The following is a 25,692-nucleotide window of genomic DNA, read 5'->3' as shown; positions in this document are numbered from 1 at the left end:
CTCGCGGCGGGTCAGGGGCGCGGCGTCGCGTCGGGAGCGACGACCTCGGGGGCGGTGGGGGACGGAGTCGGGGTGGAGCGGATGGAGCTGGGGGGCACAGAGGTATCTCACGGTTCGGGATGCGACGGCACGGTGACGCACTGATCTACAGACGGGATGGCCCTGTCAAGGGGCTGTCGCGCTCGGACGGAGGGGGTCGTCCGGAAACGCTTCGGGTAACAGTACGGTAACGAGCGGCGCGTGTCACGTCGCCGGACGTCCGGATGTGATCGCTAGAGCGCCTAGGAAGCCGATCCGGGCGCGTAATCGGGCGCATCCGGAAGTCCGAACAGACGCTCCAGCGTCTCGACGCCCGTGTCGTGCAGGTGCTGCGCGAGCTCGGTCCCCACGTAGCGCAGGTGGTACGGCTCGGACTCGTATCCGGTGATCGGAGTGTTCTGCGGCTTGTACCGGACGAGGAACCCGAATCGGTGCGCGTTCTCCCCCACCCAGACGCCCTCCGGGGTCTCGCCCCAGCAGATCTCCAGCGCGCAGGCGCCGGACGCGCCGACGACGTCGACGGCCCATCCCGTCTGGTGCTCGCTGTGCCCGGGCCGCGCGCTCGTCGCGTCGGCTCCGGCCTGACCGCGGGTCGACACCCAGCCCGCGTAGACGCTGACCTGCGTGTCGTAGGAGCGGTACGCGCTCTGCACGGCGAGCGCGAGTCCCGCCTCCGTCGACGCGGCCCCGACCATCGCGACGAGCGCGTCGGCCGTCGCCTGCCGCATCGGCTGGCGGTTCACGTAGCGGACGTCCGGGTAGACGAGATCGGCCGGCACGTAGTCGACCGGGTTCAGCGTCCGCAGCTTGTTGACGACCACCCACGGGCTCGCCGCGTCGTCGACGGAGTTCGCCGAGAGGTCGATGCCCGGAGTCGGAGTGGGCGTCGGCACCTCCGTGACGGTCGGCGCCGGCTCGGGGGTCGCCGTCGCCGAGGGAGTAGGAGTGGGCGTCCAGGTCGCGGGACTCGTCGGCGCCGGGGTCGGGCCCGGCACTCCCCGGCCGGCTCCGATCGCGGCGCCGACGCCGAACGCGGTCGCTCCCGCGGCCGCCGCGACGCCGCCGATGACCAGTGCGCGCCGCCGCACGGGACGTCCGCCGGGGGTCTCGTTCTCGCTCGACGTCATCCTCCGAGCCTAGACGCGGGTCCGTCGAGGTCTCCCGTCGACCGCCCGGCGACCGGATCTTCGAGCCCGACTCCAATATCCTTCAGGGATCCACATCAGCGGCTCCCCTACCGTGGGTGACAGCACCGGCGATCGCGCGAGTCCGCCCCCTCGGCCCCGCACCGGCGATCCCGGCGACGAAAGGACCCCATGCTCCGACCCCGCCTCGCTCCCGCGGTCCCTCTCTCGGCCCTCGCGCGCACCCTCGAGATCCCGGCCGACGACCTCGTCGACGCCGACGTCACCGGGGTCGTGCTGACCGCGTCCGACGTCGAGCCCGGCGATCTGTTCGTCGCCCTCGCCGGAGTGAACCGGCACGGCGCCGAGTTCGTCGGCGAGGCCCGCGAGCGCGGCGCCTCCGCGGTGATGACCGACGAGGCCGGCGCGGAGCTCGCCCGCGCCACGGGCCTGCCCGTGCTGGTCGTCGACGACCCGCGCTCGCGCCTCGGCGCCGTCGCCGCCGCGGTGTACGGCACGGCCGAGCGCGCCCCCGTGCTCTTCGGCGTCACCGGCACCAACGGCAAGACCTCGACCGTGCACATGATCGAGGGGATCCTCCGTCAGCTCGGCGTGGTCCCGGGGCTCAGCTCCACCGCTGAGCGCCACATCGGCGACACCTCGATCACGAGCGGCCTGACCACGCCCGAGCGACCGAGCTGCACGCGCTGCTCGCCCGCATGCACGAGGACGGGGTCGGAGCCGCGGCGATCGAGGTCAGCGCCCAGGCGCTCACGCGCCACCGGGTCGACGGAGTCGTGTTCGACGTCGCGGGGTTCACGAACCTCAGCCACGACCACCTCGACGACTACGGCGACATGGAGACCTACTTCTCCCAGAAGGCGCAGCTCTTCCAGCCCGACCGGGCCCGCCGCGCGGTCGTCTCGCTCGACTCCCCCGCCGGTGCCCGCATCCGCGACACCGCGGGAGTCCCCGTGACCACGATCACCTCGCTCCCGGACGTCGAGGCCGATTGGACGGTGACGATCCTCGAGCAGGAGTTCGGCCGCACCGGCTTCCGCATCCAGAACCGCGAGTCGCGGGCGATCACCACCTCGGTGCCGATCATCGGCGCGCACATGGCGGCGAACGCGGCGCTCGCCATCGTGATGCTGGTCGAGTCGGGCCGACCGCTCGGCGAGATCCGCGCGGCGCTGCACCGCGACGGCGGAGTGGCCGTCTCGCTCCCCGGTCGCACCGAGCGCGTCTCGGGCGAGCGCGGCCCGACCGTCTACGTCGACTTCGGCCACAGCGCCGACGCCTTCCAGCACACGCTCGAGGCGGTCCGCGGAGTGACCCGCGGCCGCGTGATCATGGTGTTCGGCGCCGACGGCGACCGTGACACGCTGAAGCGGCCCGCGATGGCCCAGGCCGCCGTCTCCGGCAGCGACGTGCTCGTCGTCACCGATCACCACCCGCGCTTCGAGGACCCGGCCTCCATCCGCCGCACGCTCGTCGAGGCGCCCGCGCGGCGCGTCCGGACGGAGACATCCACGAGGTCGACGACCCCAAGCGCGCGATCCGCGTCGCGGTGGCGCTGGCCGAGGAGGGCGACTCGATCCTCTGGGCGGGCCCGGGCCACCAGAACTACCGCGACATCCAGGGGGTGCGCACGCCCTACTCGGCGCGCGCCGAGGCGAGGGCCGCGCTGCGCGAGGCCGGCTGGACCGAGGAGCCCTCCACCGCGGCGGAGTGACGCCCGCGCGCGCCTCCTGAGATCCCGTTCAGGCTCGCCGCGGGCTCTGGAGGCGCGTCGACCCCCGGTGTAACTTTGCGCAGCACGCAACGTTCGCGGCGGTCGGCCGTGCCCTGACGGTGCCCGCCTGACGAGGGGACACCCATGGCCGACTCCGCTTCCCGACCGACAGCACCGACGCCCTCGGGCGCGGTCATGTCGCACCGCCAGATCCTCTTCGTGATCTTCGGGCTGATGGCGGGCATGTTTCTGTCCTCGCTCGATCAGACGATCGTGGGCACGTCGATGCGCACGATCGCCGACGACCTCGACGGACTCTCGCAGCAGGCGTGGGTGACCACCGCCTACCTGATCGTCTCGACCATCGCGACTCCGATCTACGGAAAGCTCTCCGACATCTTCGGCCGGCGCCCGCTCTACCTGATCGCGATCGTCCTGTTCCTGATCGGCTCCCTCCTGGCCGGGTTCGCGACCTCGATGCTCGGCCTCGCCGGCTTCCGCGCGGTGCAGGGGCTCGGTGCCGGCGGTCTCATGTCGCTCGCGCTGACCGTCATGGGCGACATCCTGCCGCCGCGCGAGCGCGCCAAGTACCAGGGCTACTTCCTGGCCGTCTTCGGCGTCTCGAGCGTCGTCGGCCCGCTGATCGGCGGCCTGCTCGCCGGCACGCCCGAGATCCTGTTCATCACCGGCTGGCGCTGGGTGTTCCTGATCAACCTGCCGATCGGCGCCGTGGCGCTCGTCATCGTGCTCCGCTTCCTGCACCTGCCCAAGCCCGCCGGCACCCGCTCCGTCCGCATCGACTGGTGGGGCGCCGCCCTCGTCGTCGTCGCCGCCGGCCCCCTCCTGCTGATCGCGGAGCAGGGCCGCGAGTGGGGCTGGAGCTCCCCGATCGCGTGGGTCTGCTACATCGTCGGGGTCCTGGGGATCGTCGGCTTCATCGCGGCCGAGCGGATGATGGGCGACGACGCGCTGATCCCGCTCAAGCTCTTCCGCTCGCCGACCTTCTCGATGGCCACCGTGCTGGGCGTCCTCGTGGGCTTCGGCATGTTCGGCGGCATGATGACCATCCCGCTCTACCTGCAGCTCGTGAACGGAGCGACGCCCACCGAGTCCGGCTTCCTGATGCTGCCGATGATCCTCGGCCTCATGATCGCCTCGATCGTCTCGGGCCAGATCATCTCGCGCACCGGCCGCTACCGGGCGTTCCCCATCGTCGGCACCTTCCTGATGTCGGCGGCGTTCTTCTGGTTCACCTTCGTCTCCATCGACAAGCCGGTCCTGTTCATGATGGGCGGGATGCTGCTGCTGGGCCTCGGACTCGGCCAGATGATGCAGACACTGACCCTCGCCTCGCAGAACTCGGTCGACGTGGCGAACATGGGAGTCGCGACGAGCGCCTCGACGTTCTTCCGGCAGATCGGCGGCACCCTGGGCACCGCGGTGATCTTCTCGGTGCTGTTCACCCGCATCCCCGACACGATCGCGGGCGCCTTCCAGAAGCCCGCGATCGCCTCCGATCTGCAGGCCGCCCTCGCCGACCCGGCGGTGCTCGCCGATCCCGCGAACGAGAAGATCCTCGGCCTCCTGCAGTCGCAGGACACCTCGGCGATCGGCTCCGCGCTCGACGGCGACACCTCGTTCCTGAACACCGCCGACCGCGCCCTCTCGGCGCCGTTCCTCACCGGCTTCAACGACGCCACCGTGACCGTCTTCTCGGTCGCCCTCGGCGTGGTCCTGCTCGCCTTCGTGCTGTCGTGGTTCCTCAGGACGCCGCCGCTGCGCGCGAAGTCGGCGATGCAGGAGGCGCACGACCTCGCCGCCGACGACGAGCGGGCCGAGGAGCTCCGCCGGACCGACCCGCAGCTCGCCGCCCGGGCGGGCGCGGACCTCGCCGCGGGCAGCATCGAGCCCGACGTGCGGACCGACTCCGTCCGCACGACTCCGACCGCGCCCGACGACCGGCGGAGCTGAACCGTTCCGGCGCCGCCCCGAGATCTCGGCGCGGTGCCGGAACGGCGGCGGGAGAGCGCTCCATCGAAGGCCGTAGGATGGCCGTACCAGCCGAAGGAGTCGCCCATGAGCGTTGCCCGCACCCCCGCCACCGAGTCGCCGAGCCTCGCTGAGCAGACCGCCCGGGCCGAGCGCCTCGCCGTGCGCGACTGGCCCGTCGGGTTCCTGTGGGGCTCCGCGACGGCCGCCGCCCAGATCGAGGGCGCCGGCCACGAGGGCGGCAAGGAGGACAGCATCTGGGACGCGTTCTCGCGCGTCCCCGGCGCTGTCGCGAAGGGCGACACCCCCGAGGTCGCCGTCGACCACTACCACCGCATGCCCGCCGACGTGCAGCTGATGAAGGAGCTGGGCCTGGGCTCGTACCGCTTCTCGGTCAGCTGGTCGCGCGTGAAGCCGGGCGACCGCTCCGTCAACGCCGAGGGCCTCGACTTCTACTCGCGACTGGTCGACGAGCTGCTGGGCGCCGGGATCCTGCCGTGGCTCACGCTCTACCACTGGGACCTCCCGCAGGCCGTGGAGGAGACGGGCGGCTGGACGAACCGCGACACCGCCGAGCGCTTCCGCGACTACGCCGAGGCCGTCTACGAGAGCCTCGGCGACCGGGTCCAGCACTGGACGACCTTCAACGAGCCGTTCTGCTCGACGCTGCTCTCGTACGGTGCGGGCGTGCACGCCCCTGGAGTGATCTCGCAGCAGGCCGCGCTCGCGGCGGTGCACCACACCCACCTCGCCCACGGCCTCGCCGTCTCGACGCTGCGCCAGCTCGGCGCGCAGAACCTCGGGATCACCCTCAACCTCTCCAACGCCGTCCCCGACGATCCCGAGGACGAGGTCGACCTCGACGCCGCCCGCCGCTTCGACGCGTTGCAGAACCGGATCTTCCTCGACCCGCTGCTGCGCGGCGAGTACCCCGAGGACCTCCTCGAGGACGTCGCCGGACTCGGACTGGACGAGCTGATCGTCGACGGCGACCTCGACCTCATTTCGCTGCCGCTCGACTTCCTCGGCGTGAACCACTACCACGACGACAACGTCTCCGGTCACCCGCTCCCCGCCGGCACCGAGGACTTCGCCGTCGCGACCGACCGCGAGACGGCCTCGCCGTTCGTGGGGTCGGAGTTCATCACCTTCCCCAGCCGCGGCCTGCCGCGCACGGCGATGGACTGGGAGGTGCACCCCGACGGACTGCGCTACCTGCTCACCCGCCTGGGCCTGGAGTACGAGAACCTCCCTCCGCTCTACGTCACCGAGAACGGGGCCGCGTACGACGACGTCCTCGAGGACGGCCGCGTGCACGACGTGGACCGCACCCAGTACGTGCTCGACCACGTCGAGAAGGTCGCCGACGCGATCGACCAGGGCGCCGACGTCCGCGGCTACTTCGTCTGGTCGCTGCTCGACAACTACGAGTGGGCGTGGGGCTACGAGAAGCGCTTCGGCATCGTCCGCGTCGACTACGAGTCCCAGGAGCGCACGATCAAGGACTCCGGCCTGGTCTACTCCCGTCTGCTCGGCGGCTCCGCCGCGTCGCTCCTGGGCTGACCCGTGTCCGACGGATCGATCGGCCGCGAGGCGGGGCGCTCCCCCACCCTCGAGATGGTCGCCGCGCGCGCCGGAGTGTCGCGCGCGACCGTCTCGCGGGTCGTCAACGGCGCCCCGCAGGTCGCCGCCGACATCGTCGCCGCGGTCGAGAAGGCGATCGGCGAGCTCGACTACGTGCCCAACCGCGCCGCCCGCATGCTGGCCTCGCGGCGCACGCAGTCGATCGCGCTGATCGTGCCGGAGTCGACGGCGCGCGTCTTCGCCGATCCGTTCTTCGCCTCGATCGTGCAGGGCGCGGCGATGCGCCTGGCCGACACCGACTACACCCTCTCGATGCTGATCGCGTCCGAGACCAACGGCGAGAAGACCCGCCGCTACCTCCTGGGCGGCAACGTCGACGGCGCACTCGTCGTCTCGCACCACTCGGGCGACCACTCGTACGCGGCCCTGGCCAACTCGCTCCCCATCGTCTTCGGCGGCCGCCCGCTCTCGCCGGAGGAGCGCGGCTCGTACTTCGTCGACGTCGACAACGCGGAGGGGGCCGCCGCCGCGACCGCGCACCTCGTCGAGCGCGGACGCCGCCGCCTCGCCACCATCGCCGGCCCCGCCGACATGCCCCCGGGCGTCGACCGGCTCGTCGGCTGGCGCCGCACCCTCGCCGACGCGGGCCTGGACGACTCGCTCGTCGAGTGGGGCGACTTCTCCCCCGACAGCGGCCGCGAGGCCATGCGCCGACTGCTCGAGCGCGACCCCACGATCGACGGGCTCTTCGCCGCCAACGACCAGATGGCCGTCGGCGCGTACGAGGCGCTGCGGGCCGCCGGCCGGCGGATCCCCGAGGACGTCGCCGTCGTCGGCTTCGACGACGACATGTTCGCCCGCACCGCGGCCCCCACCCTCAGCACCGTCCGCCAGATGCCCGTCGACCTGGGCGCCCGCATGGCCGAGCTCCTGGTCGCCCGCATCGAGGGCCTCCCGGTGGAGCACCGCACCCTGATGCCCACCGAACTGGTCGTCCGCGCCAGCTCCTGACGCCGCCCGCCGCCGTCCCCTCCGGACCCCGCGCCTCACTCCCGCCGCGCACGCTTCTCCACAAGTTGCGGTATCCGCTCACGCTTCCCGCAACAACTGCGGAATCGCTGCGGCCCCGCACCACTCACCCACCCTCCACCCCGGCCCCTCGCACTTCTCCCGACGCACTTCTCCAGGAGTTGCGGTATCCGCTCGCGCTCACCGCGACTACCGCGGTACCGCCGGCTCCCGAGTCCACTCACCGTCGCGCCACCTCGCCCCCGCCCTTCTCCAGTAGTTGCGGTGAACGCTCGCGCTTCCCGCAACTACTGCAGAACCGAGGCGGCTTTTGCCGACCCTCTCCCTCCCCCTCAGCGGCAACTCATCACCGCACTCCAGAAGCGGCGGCAGCTGCTCACGCACCGCGCAACGGCTGTGCAAGCACCGCCTCCGCTTCTCCTCCTCCTCATTCAGACCGACTCCCACCACGCCGTACTCCGAAAGTTGCGGTGACCGCTCACGCTTCCCGCAACTTCTGCGGGAGCGACGGGCTCAGGGCGTCGCAGTGGGACCGGGCGAGCAGCGCCATGCGGGCTGCATCCGGAGCTCAGCCGCGCCAGCCGTGCGCGTGCAGCGCCGCGCGGATCTCGGCGATCGTCCGGGCGCTCCCCCGGCGCAGGCCCTCGGCGCGGATCGGGACGATGATCCACCCGGCCAGCTGGAGGGCGAGCAGCCGCTCGCGGTCCCGGGCGAACTGCGCGTCGCTGGTGCGGTGCTGCTCCCCGTCGTACTCGACGAGCACCTTCCACCGGGCGAACACGAGGTCTCCGACGGTGAGCAGCTTCGAGCCCACGCGGATGGGGACGTTCAGCTCGGGCTCCGGCAGGCCGGCTTCGACGATCATCAGCCGGAGGCCGGTCTCGGGACGGGACGCCGCCGCGTCCGATGCCCGGGACAACGCGCTGCGCAGCGCTCGCGCACCGGCGCCGTGGAAGTCCGCAAGAGCGGCCTCGAGGTCGGCGCGACGCGCGAACGGACGATCGGGGCCGTCACTGCGGTAGCGGGGGACGAACAGGAGGTGGTCCGTCGCCACGACGAGCTCCCGGTACGCCAGGACCGTGCCGAGCAGGAGCCACGTCGACACCGCGTCCGTGACGGGGAGACCGCGCCGGGTCGTCACGGCGAAGCGCCCGCCGTTCAGCGCGTGGCCGACCACGCCGCGGCATCGCGGAGGCCTGGCGGGAGAGAAGACGGCGACGTGCACCGGATCGTCCTCGGCGGCGAGGGCCGGCAGCGGGACGTCGTAGAGCACCGCCGCCGTCAGGTGCGAGAAGAACTGGCCCTCCCGCAGGCGAGGGACGTACGCCTGAGCGCGCTGCAGATGGGTGCGCGGCGTGATCACGGTGCGGACGCCGTGGAACGGACGCGAGAGTGCGCGCCGCCGGATGCGATCCTCTGACCACCCCCGCTCGATGGCGGACGCGCGGGAGAAGGCTCCGAGAGGGTTGTCGCTCTGATTCATGGCGACAGGATCGCCCCGGTCACCGCCCGCTCCCCGCTTTCCACAACCGGATGAGGGATCCGGCGCCTGTGGAGAGGTCTCCCGCCTCTCGCTTCTCCAGAAGTTGCGGTAAGCGCGCGCGATCACCGCAACTTTCGGATAAGCGGGCAGAGGCAGAGCCCGCAGCGCCTCAGAGGAACAGCGGCGCCGGGTCCAGCGACGCGAAGCGCCGGCGCATCACGGCCACCGCGTCGGCGTGCGAGTCGATGAGCACGAAGCGGCGCCCGAGCGCGTGCGCCACCGCGCCCGTGGTCCCCGAGCCCGCGAAGAAGTCGAGCACCGCGTCGCCCTCGCGGCTCGACGCCTGCACGATGCGCCGCAGGACCCCCTCCGGCTTCTGCGTCGGGTATCCCGTCTTCTCGCGGCCCGTCGGCGACACGATCGTGTGCCACCACACGTCCGTCGGCCGCTTGCCGCGCTCGGCCTTCTCGGGCGTCACGAGGCCGGGGGCCATGTACGGCTCGCGGTCCACCGCGACGGAGTCGAAGTGGTAGCCGCGCGGATCCTTCACGTACACCAGGATCGTGTCGTGCTTGGTCGGCCAGCGGCGCGTGGCCTTCGCCCCGTAGTCGTAGGCCCAGATGATCTCGTTCAGGAAGCACTCGCGGCCGAAGAGCGCGTCGAGCAGCACCTTCGCGTAGTGCGCCTCGCGGTAGTCGAGATGGAGGTAGAGGGTGCCGTCGTCGGCCAGCAGGCGCCAGGCCTCGGCGAGCCGCGGCTCCAGGAACGACCAGTAGTCGTCGAACCGGTCGTCGTACTGCAGCAGGTCGCCGCGGATCCGCTCGTAGCTGCGGCCCTTGAACCCGGCGATCGTCCCGGTCGCCGAGCGCACCGACGTCGTCGAGGTGCGCACCTGGGCGCGCCCCGTGTTGAACGGCGGATCGAGGTACACGACCGTGAACGCCCCGTCGGCCAGCTGCGGCAGGACGTCGAGGTTGTCCGCGTGGATCACCGCGCTCCGCAGCTCGGGGACGCCGTCCGCGATCTGGAGGGGCATCCCGCAATTCTGCCAGTGCGGCGCCGGTCCGCCGACACGCCCAGGCCTCCGCCGCCGGCCTCGAGGGCTCCCGGCGACCCCCGGCGTAGAGTGACGCGATGATCTCTGAGGTGCGTCACGACGAGGACGAGTCCCGGTACACGCTGTGGGTCGACGGCGAGAACGTCGGCCTGGCCGACTACGCGCTGCGAGGGTCCGACGTGGTCTTCCTGCACACCGAGATCGCCCCCGAGCACCGGCACGAGGGGCTCGGCGACCGCCTGGTCGAGGCGGCCCTGGACGACGCGCACGAGCGCTTCGGCTCGCGCATCGTGCCGGCCTGCCCGTTCGTCGCCGAGTTCATCGCCGAGCACCCCGACTACCAGGAGCTGCTGGCGAGCTGAGCCCCGTCGCCCAGCGCCCCGGCCGGCTCAGCGCCCCGACCAGCTCAGCGCCCCGCCGAGCTCACGGCACCCGGCGCAGCCACTCCTGCGTCGAGTACTTCGTCCGCACCAGCTCCTCGGCCTCCGCGTACTCCGCGTCGGTCAGGTCACCCGGCGTCCCGCCGTGCAGGCGCACGAAGGTGTCCTTCATCCGCTCGATGATCTCGGCACGGCTGAGCCCGGTCTGGCTGCGCAGCGGGTCGACGCGCTTCACGGCGGAGGCGATGCCCTTGTCGGACAGCTTCTCGCGGCCGATCCGCAGCACCTGCACCATCTTCTCGGCGTCGATGTCGTAGCTCATGGTGACGTGGTGCAGCACCGCTCCGGAGCCCAGCCGCTTCTGCGCGGCTCCGCCGATCTTGCCCGAGGGCGAGGTGATGTCGTTGAGCGGCTGGTAGACCGCGTCGATGCCGAGCGACTGCAGCGCGCTGATCGTCCACTCGTCGAGGAACGCGTAGGAGTCGGCGAAGGTCAGCCCCTGCACCAGGTCGCCGGGCACGTAGATCGAGTAGGTGACGACACTGCCCGCCTCCATGAACATCGCGCCGCCGCCCGAGATGCGCCGCACCACCTCGACGCCGTACTTCTCGGCGTTCCCGAGGTCGACCTCGTTGCGCAGCGACTGGAAGCTGCCGATCACGACGGCCGGCTGGTCCCACTCCCAGATGCGCAGCGTCGGCTCGCGCCGGCCCTCGCCGACGGCGGCCGTCAGCACCTCGTCGAGCGCGAGGTGCATCGCCGGCGAGACGGCCTTCGCGTGCACGATCCGCCAGTCGTAGTCGCGCCAGCTCGTCGCCTTCTGCAGCGAGCGGCGGATCGCGACGGCGACCGCCTCGGGCGTGAAGCCCAGCAGCACCGCGTCGCTCGGCAGCGCCGCCCGGATCGCCGCGGCGATCGTCTTGGCGTCGCTCTCCTCCGGCAGCCCCACGACCGCGCGGTCGATGTCGTCGAGCGCGGTGTCGGGCTCGAGGAAGAAGTCGCCCGCGAGGCGGAAGTCCGCGAACCTGCCGTCGACCACCTCCAGGTCGACGACCACGAGTTTTCCGCCGGGGACCTTGTACTCGCCATGCATGGGGCCAGCCTAGGCCGGAGCGGGCCGGGCGGGCCGGGAGTCGAACCTCTCGTCCAGCCAGGCGACGAGGTCGGCCGTGACCTCGACGCGGTTCAGCTCCTGGAACAGCTCGTGCCGCGCCTCCGGGTACACCCGCACCGAGACGTCGGTGAAGCCCGACCGGCGCCGGTACGCCCGGGCGAGCGCCCGCACCGACCGCTCGCCGCCGAGGGTGTCCTCGCGCCGATGACGATGAGCAGGGGCAGCGGAGGAGCGATGCGGCGCGCGGGGCGGCCGACCAGTCGCAGGGTCTCCACGATCCCGATCCGCTTCGCGAGCGGATCCGTGAACGTCAGCTGGTCGTCGTGGAAGAGCTGCCAGACGGCCGGATCGCGCGACAGCCACTCGAGCCCCAGCCCCTCGGGCTGCCGGTGCCGCTTGGTGAGGTCGCCGCCGTTCATGAAGAACGGCAGCCGGTAGGCGGTGCCGCTGAGCACCAGGGCGGCGTAGTCGGAGGAGTGGTGGTCGACGATCCGCTGCGCCATCAGCGAGCCCCAGGAGTGGCCCAGCAGCACGATCGGGAGGCCGGCGTTCTCGGCGGCGAGCTCGCGCGTGAGCCGGTTGACCGCCTCCTCCGTCGCGCGGAGCCCGCCGGGGCCGAGCCGGCCGAGCTGCGACGCGTCGCCGCCGTGCTGCTGGAGGCCGGTGCGCCCGTGCCCGCGGTGGTCGTCGGCCGCCACCGCGTAGCCCGCGGCGACGAGCGCCTCGGCGAGCTCGACGTAGCGGCCCGAGTGCTCGCCCACGCCGTGCGCGATCTGCACCAGCGCGCGCGGAGCGGGGTGCGACCACCAGCGGTAGTGGATGGTCACCCCGTAGGCGTCGTCGAAGGTCCTGTCGACCGCGGTGTCCGGCATGGCACCAGTGTGGACCACCGGCCGCTGGACGCGACGGCGGGCCCGAGAACTGAGAAGATACTCATCATCGGGTCGCAGCAGCCGACCCGGCATCGACGAGTCGCTAGCGTTCTCACCTGCCCGATCCCGTCGCCGGCGCCCGACCCCTGACGCCGACCGTCCCCACCCCTTCACGAGCGAGGCCTCCCCCACTGATGACCGTATCGCCCCTGATCTGGACCCTGACGATCGTCTTCATCGTCCTGCTCCTGCTCTTCGACTTCTTCTTCCACGTGCGCAAGGCGCACGAGCCCACGCTGAAGGAGTCGGCGGTGTGGTCGGCCCTGTACGTCGGCATCGCGGTGCTCTTCGGCCTCGGCGTGCTCGTCTTCGGCGGGCCGACCCCCGGATCCGAGTACTTCGCGGGCTACATCACCGAGAAGGCTCTCTCGGTCGACAACCTGTTCGTCTTCCTGATCATCATGGCGAGCTTCAAGGTGCCCCGGGCCGACCAGCAGAAGGTGCTGCTCTTCGGCATCGTCTTCGCCCTGATCGCCCGCACCGGCTTCATCTTCCTCGGCGCCGCGCTGATCAACTCGTTCGCCTGGGTGTTCTACGCGTTCGGCCTGATCCTGCTCCTCACCGCCTTCAACCTGGTGAAGCCGGGCGACGAGCACTCGGGCGACAACATCATGGTCCGTCTGGCCAAGCGGATCTTCAAGACGAGCGACACCTACGACGGCGACAAGTTCTACACGACCATCGACGGCAAGCGCGTCCTCACTCCGATGCTCCTGGTCATGGCCGCGATCGGCGGCACGGACATCCTGTTCGCCCTCGACAGCGTGCCCGCGATCTTCGGCCTCACCAACGACGTCTTCCTGGTCTTCACCGCGACCGCGTTCTCGCTGCTGGGCCTGCGCCAGCTGTACTTCCTGATCGACGGCCTGCTCGACCGCCTGGTGTACCTCAGCTACGGCCTCGCCGCGATCCTCGCCTTCATCGGCGTGAAGCTGATCCTGCACGCGCTCCACGAGAACACCCTGCCGTTCATCAACAACGGTGAGCACGTGGAGGTCTTCGAGATCGGCACGGGCCTCTCGCTGACCGTGATCATCGGAGTGCTGACCGTCACGGTCATCGCCTCGCTGGTCAGCCCGAAGGGCCGCCGCATGGCCAAGGAGGCCGCCGAGCGCCGCCGCGTGGAGGCGGAAGCCGACGCAGGGCACTGAATCGTCTTGTGCGCCGCACAGCTGCGCACCGCGGTCGGCTTCCCTGCGTGGGACGGTCCCGCAGAGCGTCCTGCGTCCGCCTACGGCGATCCGCTGGCACGCGGATCACCTGTTCGGCTCCCACCCTGTGACGAAGCCCTCCGGAACCACGAGTCCCGGGGGGCTTCGTCCTTCCCGGCATGGGCCCTCACTTCGCGCGGTAGCGGTGCTCCGGGCGGCCGGTCGAGCCGTAGCTCAGGGTCATCTCGACGAGGCCGCGGCCGGCGAGGCCCGAGAGGTAGCGCTGGGCGGTCGCTCGCGAGATCCCGGCGCGCTCGGCGACCTCGAGGGCCGAGAGCTCGGCTCCGGACTCGGTTAGACGGGCGAGCACGAGCTGCTCGGTGGCCGAGCGCGAGGGGCCGGCCGCGGCGGCGTCGCCCGAGTGCAGGATCCGCAGCGCCCGCTCCACCGCCTCCTGGTCGGCCGCGCGGTCCTCGCGCAGCACGTTGCGGAACCGCACGTACGCGTCGAGCCGCTCGCCCAGCAGCCGCGCATCGAACGGCTTGATCAGGTAGCCCAGCGCGCCGGCGTGCAGCGCGCGCCGCACGGTCGCCCCGTCCGAGGCGGCGCTCACGACGAACGCGTCGGTGTCGAGCTCGCGCAGCAGCGCGATGCCGCTCTGGTCGGGCAGGTGCACGTCGAGCAGCAGCAGGTCGGGGGCGGAGTCGAGCACGGCCGCCCGCGCGGCCCGCGCGGTGTGGACCGGCGGCAGCGCGCGCAGCCCCTGGCGTCCGTCGACGAGGTCGGCGTGCAGCTGCGCCACGCGGAAGTCGTCGTCCACGACGAGCACCGTGCGCTCCTGGGGGTCGGTCATCGCTCCTCCTGGGTCTCGGGCGGACGCACCGCACCGGGCAGCCGCGCGCAGAGCACCGCTCCCGTCGAGGCGCCGCCCGCATCGGACAGCCACACCGCTCCTCCGCGCCGCGCCGCCACCTCGCGGCAGAGCGGCAGCCCGAAGCCGCGGCCGTGCACGCGGTCGTCGTCCCCGTCGTCCTCCGCGGGTCCGCGCTCGAACAGGGTGTCCGGATCCGCGACCCCGTCGCCCGAGTCGGCGACCGTCACGAACAGCGTGTCGCCGTCGTCCAGCAGCTCGACCTCGACGAAGCGCACGTCGCGGGCGCCGAGCGCGGCCGCCCGCACCGCGTTGTCGACCAGGTTGCCGACCACCGTCGCCACGTCCTCCGGCTCGACGACGACTCCGCGCACGAGCGTCTCGTCGCCCAGGGTCAGCAGCACGCCGCGCTCGGCCGCCTCGATCCCCTTCGCGCCCACGAGCGCCTGGAGGTACGGCTCCTGCAGCCGGTCGGCGTGCTGCACGGGGTACTTCAGCGGTCCGCGCGTGAGCACCTCGTCGAGGTAGTCGCGCGCCGACTCGGTCCGGCCGGCGTCGAGCAGGCCCGCCACCACGTGCAGGCGATTGGCGAACTCGTGCCGCTGCACGCGCAGCGCGTTGGTCATCGAGCCGACCGCGTCCAGGCGGCGGCTGAGCGCCGCGACATCGGTGCGGTCGCGCAGCACGACGACGATGCCGAGGTCGCGGTCGCCGCGGGTCACCCGGCGGATGTCGACGTAGACGATGCGCGAGTGCACGACGAACCCCTCCGCACCCGCCGCCCGTGCCCGCTCGGGCGAGCGCAGCGCGGCGGCGATCGCGTCGGCCAGCGGCGTCGGCAGCTCGAGCTCGGCCAGGATCAGCCCCTGCAGCGCGTGCCCGGACGGGTCGTCCGAGCCCAGGATCGCGGCGGCGCGCGCGTTGCAGACGCCGACCCGACCGTCGCGGTCGAAGGCGAGCACGCCCTCGTCGACCCCGTCGAGCACCGCGGCCTGGTCCTGCACGAGCGCCGTCAGCTCCTCCGGGGCGAGGCCCAGGGTCAGCCGCAGCAGCCGGCGCCGGATGAAGACGGAGGCGACCGCGGCGAGCACGAGCGCCGCCACCGCCGCGGCGAGCACGCCCAGCAGCGCGGTGGGCAGGTCGTCGAAGACGCTCGAGCGCGCGAAGCCGATGCTCACCTCGCCGACGACCCCGCCGCCGCCGGCAGGAGCGAACACGGGCACCTTCGCCCGCGCGACTCCCCCAGCGTGCCGGTGCCCCACGAGACGCTCTCGCGTCCGGCGAGCGCCTCGGTCGCGCTGGTCGAGACGACCTCGCCGAGCCGGTCGGGGTCGGGGTGGGCGAGCCGGATGCCCTGGTCGTCGGTGATCACGACGAAGAGCGCGCCGGTGCGCTCCTCCACTCCGGCGGCGAGGTCCTCGAGGGGTCCGCTCCGCAGGCCGACCGCGTCCGGAGTGCCGGGGTCGGCGGAGTAGTCGCCGACGGCCGAGCGCACGTCCGGGTCCTCGGCGACGGTGCGGGCGATGGCGAGCGCCGTCTCCTCCGCCTCGCCGCGCAGCTGCTGCACGCTGAGCGCGGTGACGAGGCCGGCGCAGACGAGGACGGCGGCCGAGACGGTCGCGAGCTGCAGCACGAGCACGTGGGTCGCGAAGCGCATGCGGCCTCCTCCCTGCGCAGAATGCGCAGAACCCACACTATGCGCAGATCGCGCGCTTATGAGCGATACCCGGGCGTCCGGGCCGGGTCTCCCTAGGGTTCTCAGGACCCGGACAGCGCCGCTCGCGACGGGCAGCAGGACGCACGACGACGAAGGAGTCAGCAGTGTTGGTAGTACTCGGATTCACGATGATCCTGGCCTTCATGGCCCTGATCATGACCAAGCGGCTCACGCCCATGGTCGCGCTGATCGTCGTCCCCACGATCTTCGGCCTCTTCGCCGGAGCGGGACTGGGCATCGGCGACATGGTCATCGAGGCCATCGGCAGCCTCGCCCCCACGGCGGCTCTGCTGATGTTCGCGATCATGTACTTCGGCATCATGATCGACGTCGGTCTCTTCGACCCGCTGATCCGCTTCATCGTCCGCGCGCTGGGCGACGACCCGGCGAAGGTCGTCCTCGGCACGGCGCTGCTGGCCGGAGCCGTCTCGCTCGACGGCGACGGATCGACCACCTTCATCGTGACCACCGCGGCGATGCTGCCGATCTACCTCCGGCTCGGGATGAACCCCGTCGTCCTCACCTGCGTCGCCGGTCTCGCGAACGGCACGCTCAACATCGTCCCGTGGGGCGGCCCGACGGTCCGCGCCGCCGCCGCCCTGCAGGTGTCGCCGAGCGAGATCTTCGTGCCGATGCTCCCCTCCCTCGCGGTGGGCCTCGCCGTCACACTCGTCTTCGCCTGGTTCCTGGGGCTCGGCGAGCGCCGCCGCCTCGGCTCGCTCGCCCTGGCCGAGCCGATGATCGAGCGCGAGCTGGTGGGCGCCGGCCGCGCACCGCGCACCGGCGGCCTCGCCGCGCTGACCGGCGGCATCCGCACCGTCGCCCGCGAGAAGTTCTCGTTCCTCCGCGGCCCGGAGTCGCTGCGCGGCGCCCAGGTCGCCGTCGCCGCCCGTGTCCAGGCCGACGACGCCGACACTGCGATGGCCGACACCATGCTCGACCCCGAGCGCGAGACCCTGCGCCCGAAGCTGATCTGGGTGAACCTCGCGCTCACCCTGACCGTCATGACGCTGCTGGTCGCCGACATCCTGCCGCTGCCCTACGTCTTCATGGTCGGCTCCGCGGTCGCGCTGCTGATCAACTTCCCGAAGATGAAGGACCAGGCGTCCGAGATCGTGAAGCACGCGCCGAGCATCGTCGGCGTCGTCTCGATGGTCCTCGCCGCGGGCGTGCTCATCGGAGTTCTCAACGGCACCGGCATGGTGGACGCGATGGCCGAGTGGGTCGTCGACGTGATCCCGCCGGCGCTGGGCCCGTTCCTCGCCGTCATCACCGGCGTGCTGAGCATCCCGATGACCTTCTTCATGTCGAACGACGCCTTCTACTACGGCATCCTCCCCGTGCTCGCCGAGAGCGCCGCGAACTACGGCATCGACCCGGTCGAGATGGCCCGCGCCTCCGTCACCGGCCAGCCCGTCCACCTGCAGAGCCCGCTGGTCCCCGCGATCCTGCTGCTCGTCTCGCTCGCCGCGGTCAACCTCGGCGACCACCACCGCAAGGTGCTGTGGCGCGCGGTGGTCGTGTCGCTGGTGATGCTGGCGGTCGGCGTCCTGGTCGGAGCGATCCCCTTCGGCTGATCCGCCGCAGGACCTCGGTCGGGAGGGCTCGTCGCGCACCGTCGTGCGCGACGGGCCCTCCCCGCTGAGGTTCTGCGCCCGCCCGGCAGGTCAGGCCGCGACGTCCGCCCGCTCCGCCTCGCGGACGCCCGCGTAGACCTCGCGGTCGATCTCGTCGTCGGCGTTCGCGACGAGCATCGCGACGAAGGTGTCCCCGTTCACGTTCAGGAACGTGCGGAAGATCCCGGTGAACCAGTCGACCGCGATCAGCAGGCCCACCGCCTGGATCGGCAGGCCGAGGGTCGTCGCGAGGAACAGCGCGACGACGGGGAACCCGCCGGGCACCGTGATGGTGCCCATGTTGAGCAGGATCGCGAGTCCCATCCCGAGCAGGATCTGCCCGGGCGAGAGCGACACGTCGCCGGCCTGCGCGAGGAAGAGGACGACGATCGTGTAGTTGAGCACCGCGCCGTAGGAGCCCATGGTGAGCCCGATCGAAAGGGTGAAGTCGGCCACCCGGCGGCTCACTCCGACCTTCTCGACGGTGTTGCGCAGCACGGTCGGGAAGGTGACGGCCGAGCTGGTGGTCGTGATCGCGATCACCGTCTGCTCGGCGAGCTTGCGCGGCAGGCGGCGCGGGTCGAGGCGGGTGCGCACGGTGACCACGACGACGAACACGACCGTGAGGATCACGACGCCCAGCAGGGTCGTGCCGAGGTACGCGAGCGCGGTCGAGACCACCGCGAGGCCGACCTCGCCGGTCAGCGCCGCGAGCAGCGCGAACACTCCGATCGGCGCGATGCGCATCACGAGCCGGATGAGGACGAGCAGGATCTGCTGCAGCTGCTCGAGTCCCTTGAGCACGAGCGTGTTGCCGGTGGAGGTCGCGTAGCTGTTCAGCGCGATGCCGAACAGGAGCGAGAAGACGATGACCGGCACCATCGTGGCCGTCGACATCGAGGCGATGATGTTGGTCGAGAAGAAGCCCAGCAGCGTGTCCTGCCAGCCCGCGGCCTCGGCGGCCGACTCCTCGAGCGCCGGGTCGAGCTCGCCCGAGAAGGTGGCGCCGGCTCCGGGCTGAAGCAGCAGGCCGAGGGCGACCGCGACCGACGCGGCGACGATCGAGAAGCCGATCATCCAGCCGAAGGTGCGGGCGGCGAGCCGGCCCGTGCCGACCCCGCCCATCGAGCCGGTCGCCACGATCACCGACGCCATCACGAGCGGCACGATCGCCATCTGGATCAGGCGGATGAAGATCTGGCCGAGGAACTCGAGGTTCCCCGCCCACTCCCCCGCGATCAGGCCGAAGACGATCCCGGCGACGGCGGCGAGGCCGATCCGGGTCGCCGGGTTCTTGAGGACGCTGAGCTTCATGAGGACTCCGAGGACGAGGGCGGACGGCCGGGGCCGAAGTGGTAGGACCAATCAAGCGCACCGGTGTTGCGCCCGCGCTTCGCCCGTGTTTCGAGTGCGTGACGACCGCCGGCCGCGTGTGATGATCGGAGCGTCCGCCCCGCGTCCCGGGGCGCAGGAAGGGCAGCCCGTGGTCGAGACCTCCGCCGCCGAGACGGTTCCCGCCGTCGTCGTCCGGCACCTCGAGGGACAGATCGCCCGGGGCAGGCTCCTCCCCGCGCCCGGCTCGACTCCGAGCGCGCGATCGCCGCCGAGCTCGGCGTCTCGCGCACCGCCGTCCGGGACGCCCTCGCCCGGATGGAGGCGGCGGGACTCGTCGAGCGCCGGCAGGGCTCGGGCACCCGCGTCAGCGCCATGCCCCCCGCCGAGCGGCTGCTCGCCTCCGGCCTGCAGCCCCACCGGTCCGAGCTCGAGCACTCGGCCGAGCTGCGGCGGGTCCTCGAGCCCGAGATCGCGCGCCTCGCGGCCCTGCGGGCCGGTCCGGAGGAGCTGCGCACGCTCGAGGACGTGCTCGACCGCGCCGCGGGCTGCGACGACCCCGACCGCTCGGTGCGGCTCGACGTCGAGTTCCACGTCGCCGTCGCCCGGCTCACCGGCAACCCGCTCCTGGTCACCATGAGCGACCTGACCACGTCCTGGACCGTCGAGGCGCGTCTCTACTCCCACCTCGAGGACCGCGGGCGCGCCGCGTCGATCGCGGGCCACCGCAGGATCCTCGACGCCCTCGCGAGCGGCGACGGCGCGGCGGCCGCTGCGGCGATGCGCGAGCACCTGGGCGAGATCGAGACGATCATCGCCGAGGTCGTCGCTCCCTGAGGAGCGCCGCTCAGCCCAGCAGCGGCGCCAGGTTCTCGGTCCACACGTCGAACCCGAGCTTCAGGATGAGCGCTCCGACGACCGCGAGGAACGCGATCCGGATGAAGCGGCTCCCCTTCGCCACCGCCATCCGCGAGCCCAGGTACGCCCCCGCCACGTTCGCCACGCCCATGAACAGGCCCAGCACCCAGACGACGTGCCCGCCGGGGATGAAGTAGAGCAGCGCCCCGAGGTTCGTCGCGACGTTCACGATCTTGGCCTTCGCGCTCGCGAGCAGGAAGTCGTAGCCGAGCGCCGTGATCAGGGCGATGATCAGGAACGTGCCGGTGCCGGGGCCGATCAGGCCGTCGTAGAAGCCGATCACGAGGCCGAGCACCGCGGCGGTCACGAGGTGCCGCCGCCCCGCGTGCTTGAGCGCGGTGACGCTGCCCATCGTCGGGCGCGCGATCGTGACGACGGCGACGACGATCAGCGCGACGACGATGATCGGCTTGAAGACGGAGGAGGGCAGCAGCCCCGCGAGCGTCGCGCCTCCGTAGCTGCCCGCGAGGGCGACGGCCGCCATCGGCAGAGCGGTGCGGAGGTCGGGCCTCGCCCGCCGGAAGAACGTGATCGCGCTGGTCGTGGTGCCGAAGATCGACGCGAGCTTGTTGGTGGCCAGCGCCTGCACCGGCGAGATGCCGGGCACCAGGAGCAGCGCGGGCAGCTGCAGCAGTCCGCCGCCGCCCACCACCGCGTCGATCCAGCCTGCGGCGAAGGCCGCGAGCACCATGAGCAGGATGATCGGGAGGCCCAGGTCGAGGGTGTCGGTCAGCATCGCTGGGAAGCGTACTGGAGCCCCCGCACCCCCTCGACCTCTCGCCCGGGCCGCCCTAGGGTCGGCGGCATGCGATTCGGACTCTTCATCCCCCAGGGCTGGCGCCACGACCTCGTCGGCATCGACCCCGCCGACCAGTGGCGCACCATGAACGACCTCGCCCGGCACGCCGATGCCAGCGCCTGGGAGTCGATCTGGGTCTACGACCACTTCCACACCGTCCCCGTGCCGACGGAGGAGGCGACGCACGAGGCGTGGACGCTCATGGCGGCCTTCGCGGCGACGACCTCCCGCGTGCGCCTCGGCCAGATGTGCACCTGCATGTCGTACCGGAACCCGATGCACCTCGCCAAGATCGCGACGACCGTCGACGTCGTCTCGGGCGGCCGGGTCGAGATGGGCATCGGCGGCGGCTGGTACGAGCACGAGTGGCGCGCCTACGGCTACGGCTTCCCGCGCATCGCGGAGCGGCTCGGCCGCCTCGACGAGGGCGTCCAGATCATGCGCCAGGCCTGGACCACCGGCTCCGCGACGCTCGACGGCCGGTACTACACGGTCGACGGCGCGATCAACCGCCCGCTGCCGCTGCAGGAGGGCGGGATCCCGCTCTGGGTGGCCGGCGGCGGCGAGAAGGTGACGCTGCGCATCGCGGCGCAGTACGCGCAGTACACGAACTTCGCTGGCGCCCCCGAGGCGTTCGACCACAAGAGCGACGTGCTCCGCGCGCACTGCGAGCGCCTCGGCACCGACTTCTCGGCGATCACCCGCAGCGCCAACTACAACGTGATGATCGGCGAGACCGACGCCGAGGTCGAGCAGGGCCTGCATCGGCTGGAGGAGCGCGTCACCCCGTTCCTCGGCGCCGAGGGAGCCGCGTCCTTCGTGGCGGAGTACCGCTCCCCCGAGGCGCTCGCCGTCGGCACCCCCGCGCAGATCGTCGACCGCCTCGCCGACATGGCCGCGCGCGGCATGGACTACGGCATCTTCTACTTCCCGGATGCGGCCTACGACCGCTCCGGGATCGAGCTGTTCGAGCGCGAGGTCCTGCCCGCCCTGGCGTGAGCGGTGCGGACCGGAGGCGGCGCCTACGCCTCCGATCCGCACTCCGCAAGTCCCTGCGTCGCCCCCGCGCCCCCGCCTACGGTCGGAGCATGGACGCACAGGACATCCGCTGGAACGACGAAGCCCGCAGCAAGATCCTCGAGGACTCGGACCGTGTCCTCCGCGAGGCGGTGCTCGACCTCGCGCAGAGCAAGAAGGGCGAGCCCTGGGAGGACGTCTTCGCCGAGCTGAACGCCCGTCTGAAGGACCGCTTCATCGACTTCGAGCCCGGGCCGGACCTCCGCAAGTACGCCGAGGCCGTCTCGGCCGGAGAGATCGAGTCGGGCTCGTGAGCGGCTCCCCGGACGACGCCGCGCTCACCGACGAGATCGAGTCGATCAAGGCCCTGGGCGAGGGCCGCGTCGGCGAGACCGCCGGCCCCGAGGACGTCGAGCACGAGCTCTCCCCCGAGGAGGACGCCGCCATCGAGGACGAGCTGAAGCACCGGGGCTGAGACCCGGGGACGACGAAGGCCCGCCCCGAGAGGGAGCGGGCCTTCGTCGTCGGTGCGACTACACCGGGAGGCGCTCGTAGTCGGTGTAGCCCTCGGCTCCGCTCGCGTAGACGGTGGCCTGGTCGAGCTCGTTCTCGGGGTGGCCGCCCTGCCAGCGCTCGACGAGGTCGGGGTTGGCCATCACCGGACGGCCGACCGCGACCGCGTCGGCGTGGCCGTCGGCGATCAGCGAGCGGACCTCGTCGCGCGTGGTCGGCGATCCGAAGCCGCTGTTCGCGATCAGGACGCCGCCGAAGCGCGAGCGGAGGTCCTGGACCAGCTCGCCCGCGGGCTCGGCGTGCAGGACGCTGAGGTAGGAGAGCCCGAGCGGAGCGAGTCCGTCGACGAGGGCCTCGTAGGTGGCGCGCACGTCGTCGTCGTCGGTCTCGAGGACGTCCTGGATGTTGTGGCTCGGCGAGATGCGGATGCCGACGCGGCCGGCGCCGATCTCGTCGGCGATCGCGCGGGTGACCTCGATCGGGAACGCGGCGCGCGCGGCGGGGCTTCCGCCGTAGGCGTCGGTGCGCACGTTCGAGACCGGCGAGAGGAACTCGTGCAGCAGGTAGCCGTTGGCCGAGTGGACCTCGACCCCGTCGAAGCCGGCGTCGACCGCGCGGCGGGCGGCGGCCACGAACTCGTCGCGCACGACGGCGAGCTCCTCGGTGGTCAGCGCGTGCGGCACGGGGAAGCGGGCCTTGTCGTCGCCGGGGACGCGGACCTCTCCGTCGATCGCGATCGCACTGGGAGCGACGATGCGGTCGGTCCCGGTGATGGCGGTGTGCGAGACGCGGCCCGCGTTCATGACCTGCATGACGATCCGGCCGCCGGCGGCGTGCACGGCGTCGGCGACGACGCGCCAGCCCTCGGCCTGCTCGGCGGTCTCGATGCCCGGCTGCCCGGCGTAGCCCTTGGACTCGGCGCTGGGGAACACGCCCTCGCTGATGATCAGGCCCAGGCTCGCGCGCTGGGCGTAGTGCTCGGCGATGAGGGCGCCGGGGACGCCCTTCTCGTCGGCGCGCAGGCGCGTCATCGGCGCCATGACGACGCGGTTGGGGAGTTCGAGGTCACCGGCGGTGAGGGGAGTGAAGGGATCCACGGAGGGCCTTTCGTCAGGGGTCGGGCGGGCGCGACCTGCAGTCGCACCGCGGAGGGGAACCGCGCCGGTGACGACCGCATTCCGCCTCTCGGCGTTCTCCCATCCGCCGCGGGCACCGGAAGCGCCCGCGGCCGGCCCCAGCCCGACCTCGAGCGAGAGGACCACTTGCGGTGAACCTCCGTCGACTGCCGCACGATCTCGTCGACGGGGAGCGTCGCGCCGCGCCGCGCGGACGAACGGACGGTCTCGGAGGCTAGCGTCTGCACGACCATGACTGATGCTCAGAAGAGCCCCGCGGCAGGATCGCCCGCCGTCTCGGAGCTGACGATCGGCTGCCTGGCCGACGAGGAGGTCGTCGATGCCCTGCGCCGCGCCGTCCTCGCCCTGCTCGAGGGCGAGCAGTTCACCGACGTCCCGTGGACCTTCACCGTGTCGCGAGCGCCCGAGCTGCGGGACGCGTACACGCACCTCCACGAGCAGGCCGCGGTCGAAGCGTCGATCGACACCGCGGGCTGATTCGGTCGGCTCTGCGCACACCGCCCGCCTCCGTCGCCTGTCTACACTCGGGAGGCGAACGACGAAGGAGTGTGCGCGATGACCGCGTCAGCGAACCACCGGTCCGACGTCCGCGAGCGCGCCGCCGCGCGACGACCCCTCCTGCGCACCGTCACGGCGCTGCTGATCGGCGCCGCAGCGGTGCTGGCCGGCGCCCCCGCCGCCGTCGCGGAGGATCCCGTCACGCTCGGCGCCTCCCCCGTGCTCGACTCCGTCGGCGCGCTCGGCTCCGGTGACGCGGCCGAGATCGAGTCGGCCGTCGCGCGGCTGTACGAGGAGCAGCGCGTCCAGCTGTTCGTGACGTACGTCGACAGCTTCACCGGCGTCTCGGGCGACGAGCGCTGGGCCGACGCGACCGCGGAGCTGAACGGGCTCGGCGACGACGACGTCCTCCTCGCGGTCGCGGTCGCGCCCGCCAGTACCAGGTCTCGGTCGCCGACGGCTTCGCGCTCGACGACGCGCAGCTCTCGTCCCTGCAGAGCGAGGACATCGAGCCGCAGCTCGTCGAGGGCGACTGGGCGGGAGCCGCGGTCGCCGCCGCGGACGGCATCGGCGAGCGCCTCGACGCGCCGACCGCCGGGGAGTCGCTCGGCCGGGGCGCGACGACCGTGCTCGCTGTCCTCGCCGTCCTCGTGGTCCTGGGCGTCGTCGTCCTCCTCCTCGTGCGCCGCTCCCGCCGCCGGAAGGCCGCGGAGGCCGTCGAGGCCTCGATCGACGAGCTCGCCACCCGCGCCGGATCCGCCCTCGTGCACGCCGACGACGCCGTGCGCACCAGCGAGCAGGAGGTCGGCTTCGCGGAGGCGCAGTTCGGCTCCGACGCGACCGGCCCCTTCCGCGAGGCGCTCGTGACCGCGAAGCGGCTCCTCGGCGAGGCCTTCGGCCTGCAGCAGCGCCTCGACGACACCGAGCCCGAGACCGACCAGGAGCGCCGCGACGGCTACTCCCGGATCCTGCAGCTCTGCGCCGACGCCGAGCAGGCGCTGGACGAGAAGGCGGAGGCGTTCGAGCAGCTCCGCGACCTCGAGAAGAACGCTCCGGAGGTGGCGACGCAGCTCTCCGCGCGCATCGAGGCGGTCGCGGTCCGCGTCGCGCCGACCCGCGCGATCCTCGGCGAGCTCGCCGTCTCCTACTCCCCCTCCGCGATCGACGACGTCGAGGACGACGCCGACCAGGCCGAGGACCGGCTCCGCTTCGCCCGTGACGGAGTGGAGTCGGCCCGCGCGGCGCTCACCGCCGGCGACACCGGCCGCGCGGCCGTGCTGCTGCAGGCGGGTCAGCAGGGCGCCGAGCAGGCGGCGGGCCTCCTCGAGGCGGTGGCGACCCGCGCTGCAGACCTGCGCGAGGCGGAGCGGACGCTCGCGGCCCGCGTCGGCGAGATCCGGGCCGACGTCGCCCAGGGTCGCGCGCTCGTCGCCGCGTTCGACGCCTCCGACCCGGCGACCGCCCCTCTCGTGCAGAGCGTCGGCACCGCCGTCGCGCAGACGGAGGCGTCCCTGGCCCAGGTGGAGCGCGCCGCCGCCGTGCGCCCGCACGATCCGCTGGCACTGCTGGCCGCCCTCTCCTCCGCCGACGCCGTGATCGACGCGGCCGTCGGCGGCTTCCGCGATGCCCAGGCGCAGCGCGAGCGCGAGCGCGCGGCC

The 25,692-nt window shown here is 72.2% G+C and carries 22 protein-coding genes and 5 pseudogenes; 16 read left to right on the top strand and 11 right to left on the bottom strand.

The genetic code is table 11. The features are described from left to right. Positions 1 to 281: 281 nt before the first annotated feature. Positions 282 to 1,166 carry a M15 family metallopeptidase gene (locus B0T42_RS15325; protein WP_077223894.1) on the bottom strand — a complete coding sequence of 295 codons (885 nt, stop codon included), beginning with the start codon at positions 1,164 to 1,166 and terminating at the stop codon, positions 282 to 284. Positions 1,167 to 1,355: 189 nt separating this feature from the next. Here B0T42_RS15325 and B0T42_RS15320 point away from each other — a divergent pair. The 4 genes and pseudogenes from B0T42_RS15320 to B0T42_RS15305 all read left to right on the top strand — a co-directional run bounded on the left by B0T42_RS15320 (position 1,356) and on the right by B0T42_RS15305 (position 7,482). Continuing rightward, positions 1,356 to 2,898: pseudogene (locus B0T42_RS15320) on the top strand (Mur ligase family protein). Between the two features lie 144 nt (positions 2,899 to 3,042). Next, positions 3,043 to 4,869, top strand: a complete 1,827-nt coding sequence (locus tag B0T42_RS15315; RefSeq protein ID WP_236720333.1) for an MDR family MFS transporter — start codon at positions 3,043 to 3,045, stop codon at positions 4,867 to 4,869. Positions 4,870 to 4,974: 105 nt separating this feature from the next. Then, positions 4,975 to 6,450, top strand: coding sequence for a GH1 family beta-glucosidase (locus B0T42_RS15310; protein WP_077223893.1), 1,476 nt, complete (start codon positions 4,975 to 4,977; stop codon positions 6,448 to 6,450). A gap of 54 nt (positions 6,451 to 6,504) precedes the next feature. After that, complete coding sequence (locus B0T42_RS15305; protein ID WP_077223895.1) at positions 6,505 to 7,482, top strand: LacI family DNA-binding transcriptional regulator; 978 nt, start codon at positions 6,505 to 6,507, stop codon at positions 7,480 to 7,482. Positions 7,483 to 8,068: 586 nt separating this feature from the next. On the opposite strand, the gene B0T42_RS15300 is transcribed toward B0T42_RS15305, so the two are convergent. Together B0T42_RS15300 and B0T42_RS15295 are read right to left on the bottom strand one after the other, a co-directional pair. Beyond that, on the bottom strand, positions 8,069 to 8,983 hold the full coding sequence (locus tag B0T42_RS15300) for a DUF559 domain-containing protein (protein WP_077223892.1): 915 nt from the start codon (positions 8,981 to 8,983) through the stop codon (positions 8,069 to 8,071). A gap of 169 nt (positions 8,984 to 9,152) precedes the next feature. Next, positions 9,153 to 10,019, bottom strand: a complete 867-nt coding sequence (locus B0T42_RS15295) for a DNA-methyltransferase (protein ID WP_077223890.1) — start codon at positions 10,017 to 10,019, stop codon at positions 9,153 to 9,155. A 98-nt stretch (positions 10,020 to 10,117) separates the two neighbouring features. Here B0T42_RS15295 and B0T42_RS15290 point away from each other — a divergent pair, with 98 nt between their 5' ends. Beyond that, complete coding sequence (locus B0T42_RS15290; protein ID WP_077223889.1) at positions 10,118 to 10,402, top strand: GNAT family N-acetyltransferase; 285 nt, start codon at positions 10,118 to 10,120, stop codon at positions 10,400 to 10,402. Between the two features lie 61 nt (positions 10,403 to 10,463). On the opposite strand, the gene B0T42_RS15285 is transcribed toward B0T42_RS15290, so the two are convergent. Then, positions 10,464 to 11,513, bottom strand: coding sequence for a lipoate-protein ligase LplAB (locus tag B0T42_RS15285; protein ID WP_077223887.1), 1,050 nt, complete (start codon positions 11,511 to 11,513; stop codon positions 10,464 to 10,466). Between the two features lie 92 nt (positions 11,514 to 11,605). Continuing rightward, positions 11,606 to 12,406 (bottom strand): alpha/beta fold hydrolase, encoded by an 801-nt coding sequence (locus B0T42_RS15280; RefSeq protein WP_342418263.1) that lies wholly within the window; start codon positions 12,404 to 12,406, stop codon positions 11,606 to 11,608. 194 nt (positions 12,407 to 12,600) lie between these two features. On the opposite strand from B0T42_RS15280, the gene B0T42_RS15275 reads away from it, so the two are divergent. Then, complete coding sequence (locus B0T42_RS15275; RefSeq protein WP_077223886.1) at positions 12,601 to 13,617, top strand: TerC family protein; 1,017 nt, start codon at positions 12,601 to 12,603, stop codon at positions 13,615 to 13,617. 187 nt (positions 13,618 to 13,804) lie between these two features. On the opposite strand, the gene B0T42_RS15270 is transcribed toward B0T42_RS15275, so the two are convergent. Genes B0T42_RS15270 through B0T42_RS22400 form a run of 3 tightly spaced genes read right to left on the bottom strand, consistent with a single transcriptional unit; the run spans position 13,805 to position 16,145 of the window. Next, entirely contained in the window at positions 13,805 to 14,470 is a 666-nt protein-coding gene (locus B0T42_RS15270; protein WP_077223885.1) for a response regulator, read from the bottom strand. Next, the gene (locus B0T42_RS15265; protein WP_342418262.1) at positions 14,467 to 15,705 is read right to left on the bottom strand and encodes a sensor histidine kinase; all 1,239 of its coding nucleotides are present in this window, start codon (positions 15,703 to 15,705) and stop codon (positions 14,467 to 14,469) included. Before B0T42_RS15265 ends, B0T42_RS15270 begins: the two co-directional genes overlap by 4 nt. After that, positions 15,663 to 16,145 carry a sensor histidine kinase gene (locus tag B0T42_RS22400; RefSeq protein ID WP_342418261.1) on the bottom strand — a complete coding sequence of 161 codons (483 nt, stop codon included), beginning with the start codon at positions 16,143 to 16,145 and terminating at the stop codon, positions 15,663 to 15,665. Before B0T42_RS22400 ends, B0T42_RS15265 begins: the two co-directional genes overlap by 43 nt. A gap of 188 nt (positions 16,146 to 16,333) precedes the next feature. On the opposite strand from B0T42_RS22400, the gene B0T42_RS15260 reads away from it, so the two are divergent. After that, on the top strand, positions 16,334 to 17,782 hold the full coding sequence (locus B0T42_RS15260) for a CitMHS family transporter (RefSeq protein WP_077223884.1): 1,449 nt from the start codon (positions 16,334 to 16,336) through the stop codon (positions 17,780 to 17,782). Positions 17,783 to 17,872: 90 nt separating this feature from the next. Here the strand turns inward: B0T42_RS15260 and B0T42_RS15255 are convergent, their stop codons facing one another. Then, positions 17,873 to 19,135, bottom strand: coding sequence for a dicarboxylate/amino acid:cation symporter (locus B0T42_RS15255; RefSeq protein ID WP_077223882.1), 1,263 nt, complete (start codon positions 19,133 to 19,135; stop codon positions 17,873 to 17,875). A 255-nt stretch (positions 19,136 to 19,390) separates the two neighbouring features. Here B0T42_RS15255 and B0T42_RS22055 point away from each other — a divergent pair. Then, a pseudogene (locus tag B0T42_RS22055) lies at positions 19,391 to 19,525 on the top strand (GntR family transcriptional regulator); the annotation flags it as partial. A 3-nt stretch (positions 19,526 to 19,528) separates the two neighbouring features. Then, a complete protein-coding gene (locus B0T42_RS15250; RefSeq protein ID WP_269087532.1) occupies positions 19,529 to 19,990 on the top strand; it encodes a FadR/GntR family transcriptional regulator in 462 nt (153 codons plus the stop codon). A 10-nt stretch (positions 19,991 to 20,000) separates the two neighbouring features. On the opposite strand, the gene B0T42_RS15245 is transcribed toward B0T42_RS15250, so the two are convergent. After that, entirely contained in the window at positions 20,001 to 20,807 is an 807-nt protein-coding gene (locus B0T42_RS15245; protein WP_077223879.1) for a sulfite exporter TauE/SafE family protein, read from the bottom strand. A 69-nt stretch (positions 20,808 to 20,876) separates the two neighbouring features. Here B0T42_RS15245 and B0T42_RS15240 point away from each other — a divergent pair, with 69 nt between their 5' ends. The 3 genes from B0T42_RS15240 (at position 20,877) to B0T42_RS20185 (ending at position 22,362) form a co-directional block, all read left to right on the top strand. Then, positions 20,877 to 21,869 carry an LLM class F420-dependent oxidoreductase gene (locus B0T42_RS15240; protein ID WP_077223878.1) on the top strand — a complete coding sequence of 331 codons (993 nt, stop codon included), beginning with the start codon at positions 20,877 to 20,879 and terminating at the stop codon, positions 21,867 to 21,869. 89 nt (positions 21,870 to 21,958) lie between these two features. Then, entirely contained in the window at positions 21,959 to 22,201 is a 243-nt protein-coding gene (locus tag B0T42_RS15235; RefSeq protein WP_055786822.1) for a hypothetical protein, read from the top strand. Further along, positions 22,198 to 22,362, top strand: coding sequence for a hypothetical protein (locus B0T42_RS20185; protein WP_158078151.1), 165 nt, complete (start codon positions 22,198 to 22,200; stop codon positions 22,360 to 22,362). Before B0T42_RS15235 ends, B0T42_RS20185 begins: the two co-directional genes overlap by 4 nt. A 58-nt stretch (positions 22,363 to 22,420) precedes the next feature. On the opposite strand, the gene B0T42_RS15230 is transcribed toward B0T42_RS20185, so the two are convergent. Continuing rightward, on the bottom strand, positions 22,421 to 23,497 hold the full coding sequence (locus tag B0T42_RS15230) for an alkene reductase (protein ID WP_077223876.1): 1,077 nt from the start codon (positions 23,495 to 23,497) through the stop codon (positions 22,421 to 22,423). 270 nt (positions 23,498 to 23,767) lie between these two features. Here B0T42_RS15230 and B0T42_RS15225 point away from each other — a divergent pair, with 270 nt between their 5' ends. From B0T42_RS15225 to B0T42_RS21545, 4 genes and pseudogenes are all read left to right on the top strand, one after another. Further along, positions 23,768 to 24,013: a hypothetical protein gene (locus tag B0T42_RS15225; RefSeq protein WP_077223875.1), complete on the top strand. Its 246-nt coding sequence runs from the start codon at positions 23,768 to 23,770 to the stop codon at positions 24,011 to 24,013. A 78-nt stretch (positions 24,014 to 24,091) separates the two neighbouring features. Further along, a pseudogene (locus tag B0T42_RS22785) lies at positions 24,092 to 24,403 on the top strand (hypothetical protein); the annotation flags it as partial. After that, a pseudogene (locus B0T42_RS22780) lies at positions 24,394 to 24,597 on the top strand (TPM domain-containing protein); the annotation flags it as partial. The pseudogenes B0T42_RS22785 and B0T42_RS22780, both read left to right, overlap by 10 nt. 63 nt (positions 24,598 to 24,660) lie before the next feature. Next, a pseudogene (locus B0T42_RS21545) lies at positions 24,661 to 25,692 on the top strand (TPM domain-containing protein); the annotation flags it as partial.

This window comes from Rathayibacter rhapontici (assembly GCF_001995175.1).
In the GTDB taxonomy this organism is placed as follows: domain Bacteria; phylum Actinomycetota; class Actinomycetes; order Actinomycetales; family Microbacteriaceae; genus Rathayibacter.
Note: the sequence above shows the minus strand (reverse complement) of the source record. Positions and strands in the feature narration are given on the sequence as shown.

Coding starts and splice junctions, on each gene's coding strand:
- B0T42_RS15325 (WP_077223894.1), bottom strand. CDS start 1,166: ATGACGTCGAGCGAGAACGAGACCCCCGGCGGACGTCCCGTGCGGCGG.
- B0T42_RS15315 (WP_236720333.1), top strand. CDS start 3,043: ATGGCCGACTCCGCTTCCCGACCGACAGCACCGACGCCCTCGGGCGCG.
- B0T42_RS15310 (WP_077223893.1), top strand. CDS start 4,975: ATGAGCGTTGCCCGCACCCCCGCCACCGAGTCGCCGAGCCTCGCTGAG.
- B0T42_RS15305 (WP_077223895.1), top strand. CDS start 6,505: ATGGTCGCCGCGCGCGCCGGAGTGTCGCGCGCGACCGTCTCGCGGGTC.
- B0T42_RS15300 (WP_077223892.1), bottom strand. CDS start 8,983: ATGAATCAGAGCGACAACCCTCTCGGAGCCTTCTCCCGCGCGTCCGCC.
- B0T42_RS15295 (WP_077223890.1), bottom strand. CDS start 10,019: ATGCCCCTCCAGATCGCGGACGGCGTCCCCGAGCTGCGGAGCGCGGTG.
- B0T42_RS15290 (WP_077223889.1), top strand. CDS start 10,118: ATGATCTCTGAGGTGCGTCACGACGAGGACGAGTCCCGGTACACGCTG.
- B0T42_RS15285 (WP_077223887.1), bottom strand. CDS start 11,513: ATGCATGGCGAGTACAAGGTCCCCGGCGGAAAACTCGTGGTCGTCGAC.
- B0T42_RS15280 (WP_342418263.1), bottom strand. CDS start 12,406: ATGCCGGACACCGCGGTCGACAGGACCTTCGACGACGCCTACGGGGTG.
- B0T42_RS15275 (WP_077223886.1), top strand. CDS start 12,601: ATGACCGTATCGCCCCTGATCTGGACCCTGACGATCGTCTTCATCGTC.
- B0T42_RS15270 (WP_077223885.1), bottom strand. CDS start 14,470: ATGACCGACCCCCAGGAGCGCACGGTGCTCGTCGTGGACGACGACTTC.
- B0T42_RS22400 (WP_342418261.1), bottom strand. CDS start 16,145: ATGCGCTTCGCGACCCACGTGCTCGTGCTGCAGCTCGCGACCGTCTCG.
- B0T42_RS15260 (WP_077223884.1), top strand. CDS start 16,334: ATGATCCTGGCCTTCATGGCCCTGATCATGACCAAGCGGCTCACGCCC.
- B0T42_RS15255 (WP_077223882.1), bottom strand. CDS start 19,135: ATGAAGCTCAGCGTCCTCAAGAACCCGGCGACCCGGATCGGCCTCGCC.
- B0T42_RS15250 (WP_269087532.1), top strand. CDS start 19,529: ATGCCCCCCGCCGAGCGGCTGCTCGCCTCCGGCCTGCAGCCCCACCGG.
- B0T42_RS15245 (WP_077223879.1), bottom strand. CDS start 20,807: ATGCTGACCGACACCCTCGACCTGGGCCTCCCGATCATCCTGCTCATG.
- B0T42_RS15240 (WP_077223878.1), top strand. CDS start 20,877: ATGCGATTCGGACTCTTCATCCCCCAGGGCTGGCGCCACGACCTCGTC.
- B0T42_RS15235 (WP_055786822.1), top strand. CDS start 21,959: ATGGACGCACAGGACATCCGCTGGAACGACGAAGCCCGCAGCAAGATC.
- B0T42_RS15225 (WP_077223875.1), top strand. CDS start 23,768: ATGACTGATGCTCAGAAGAGCCCCGCGGCAGGATCGCCCGCCGTCTCG.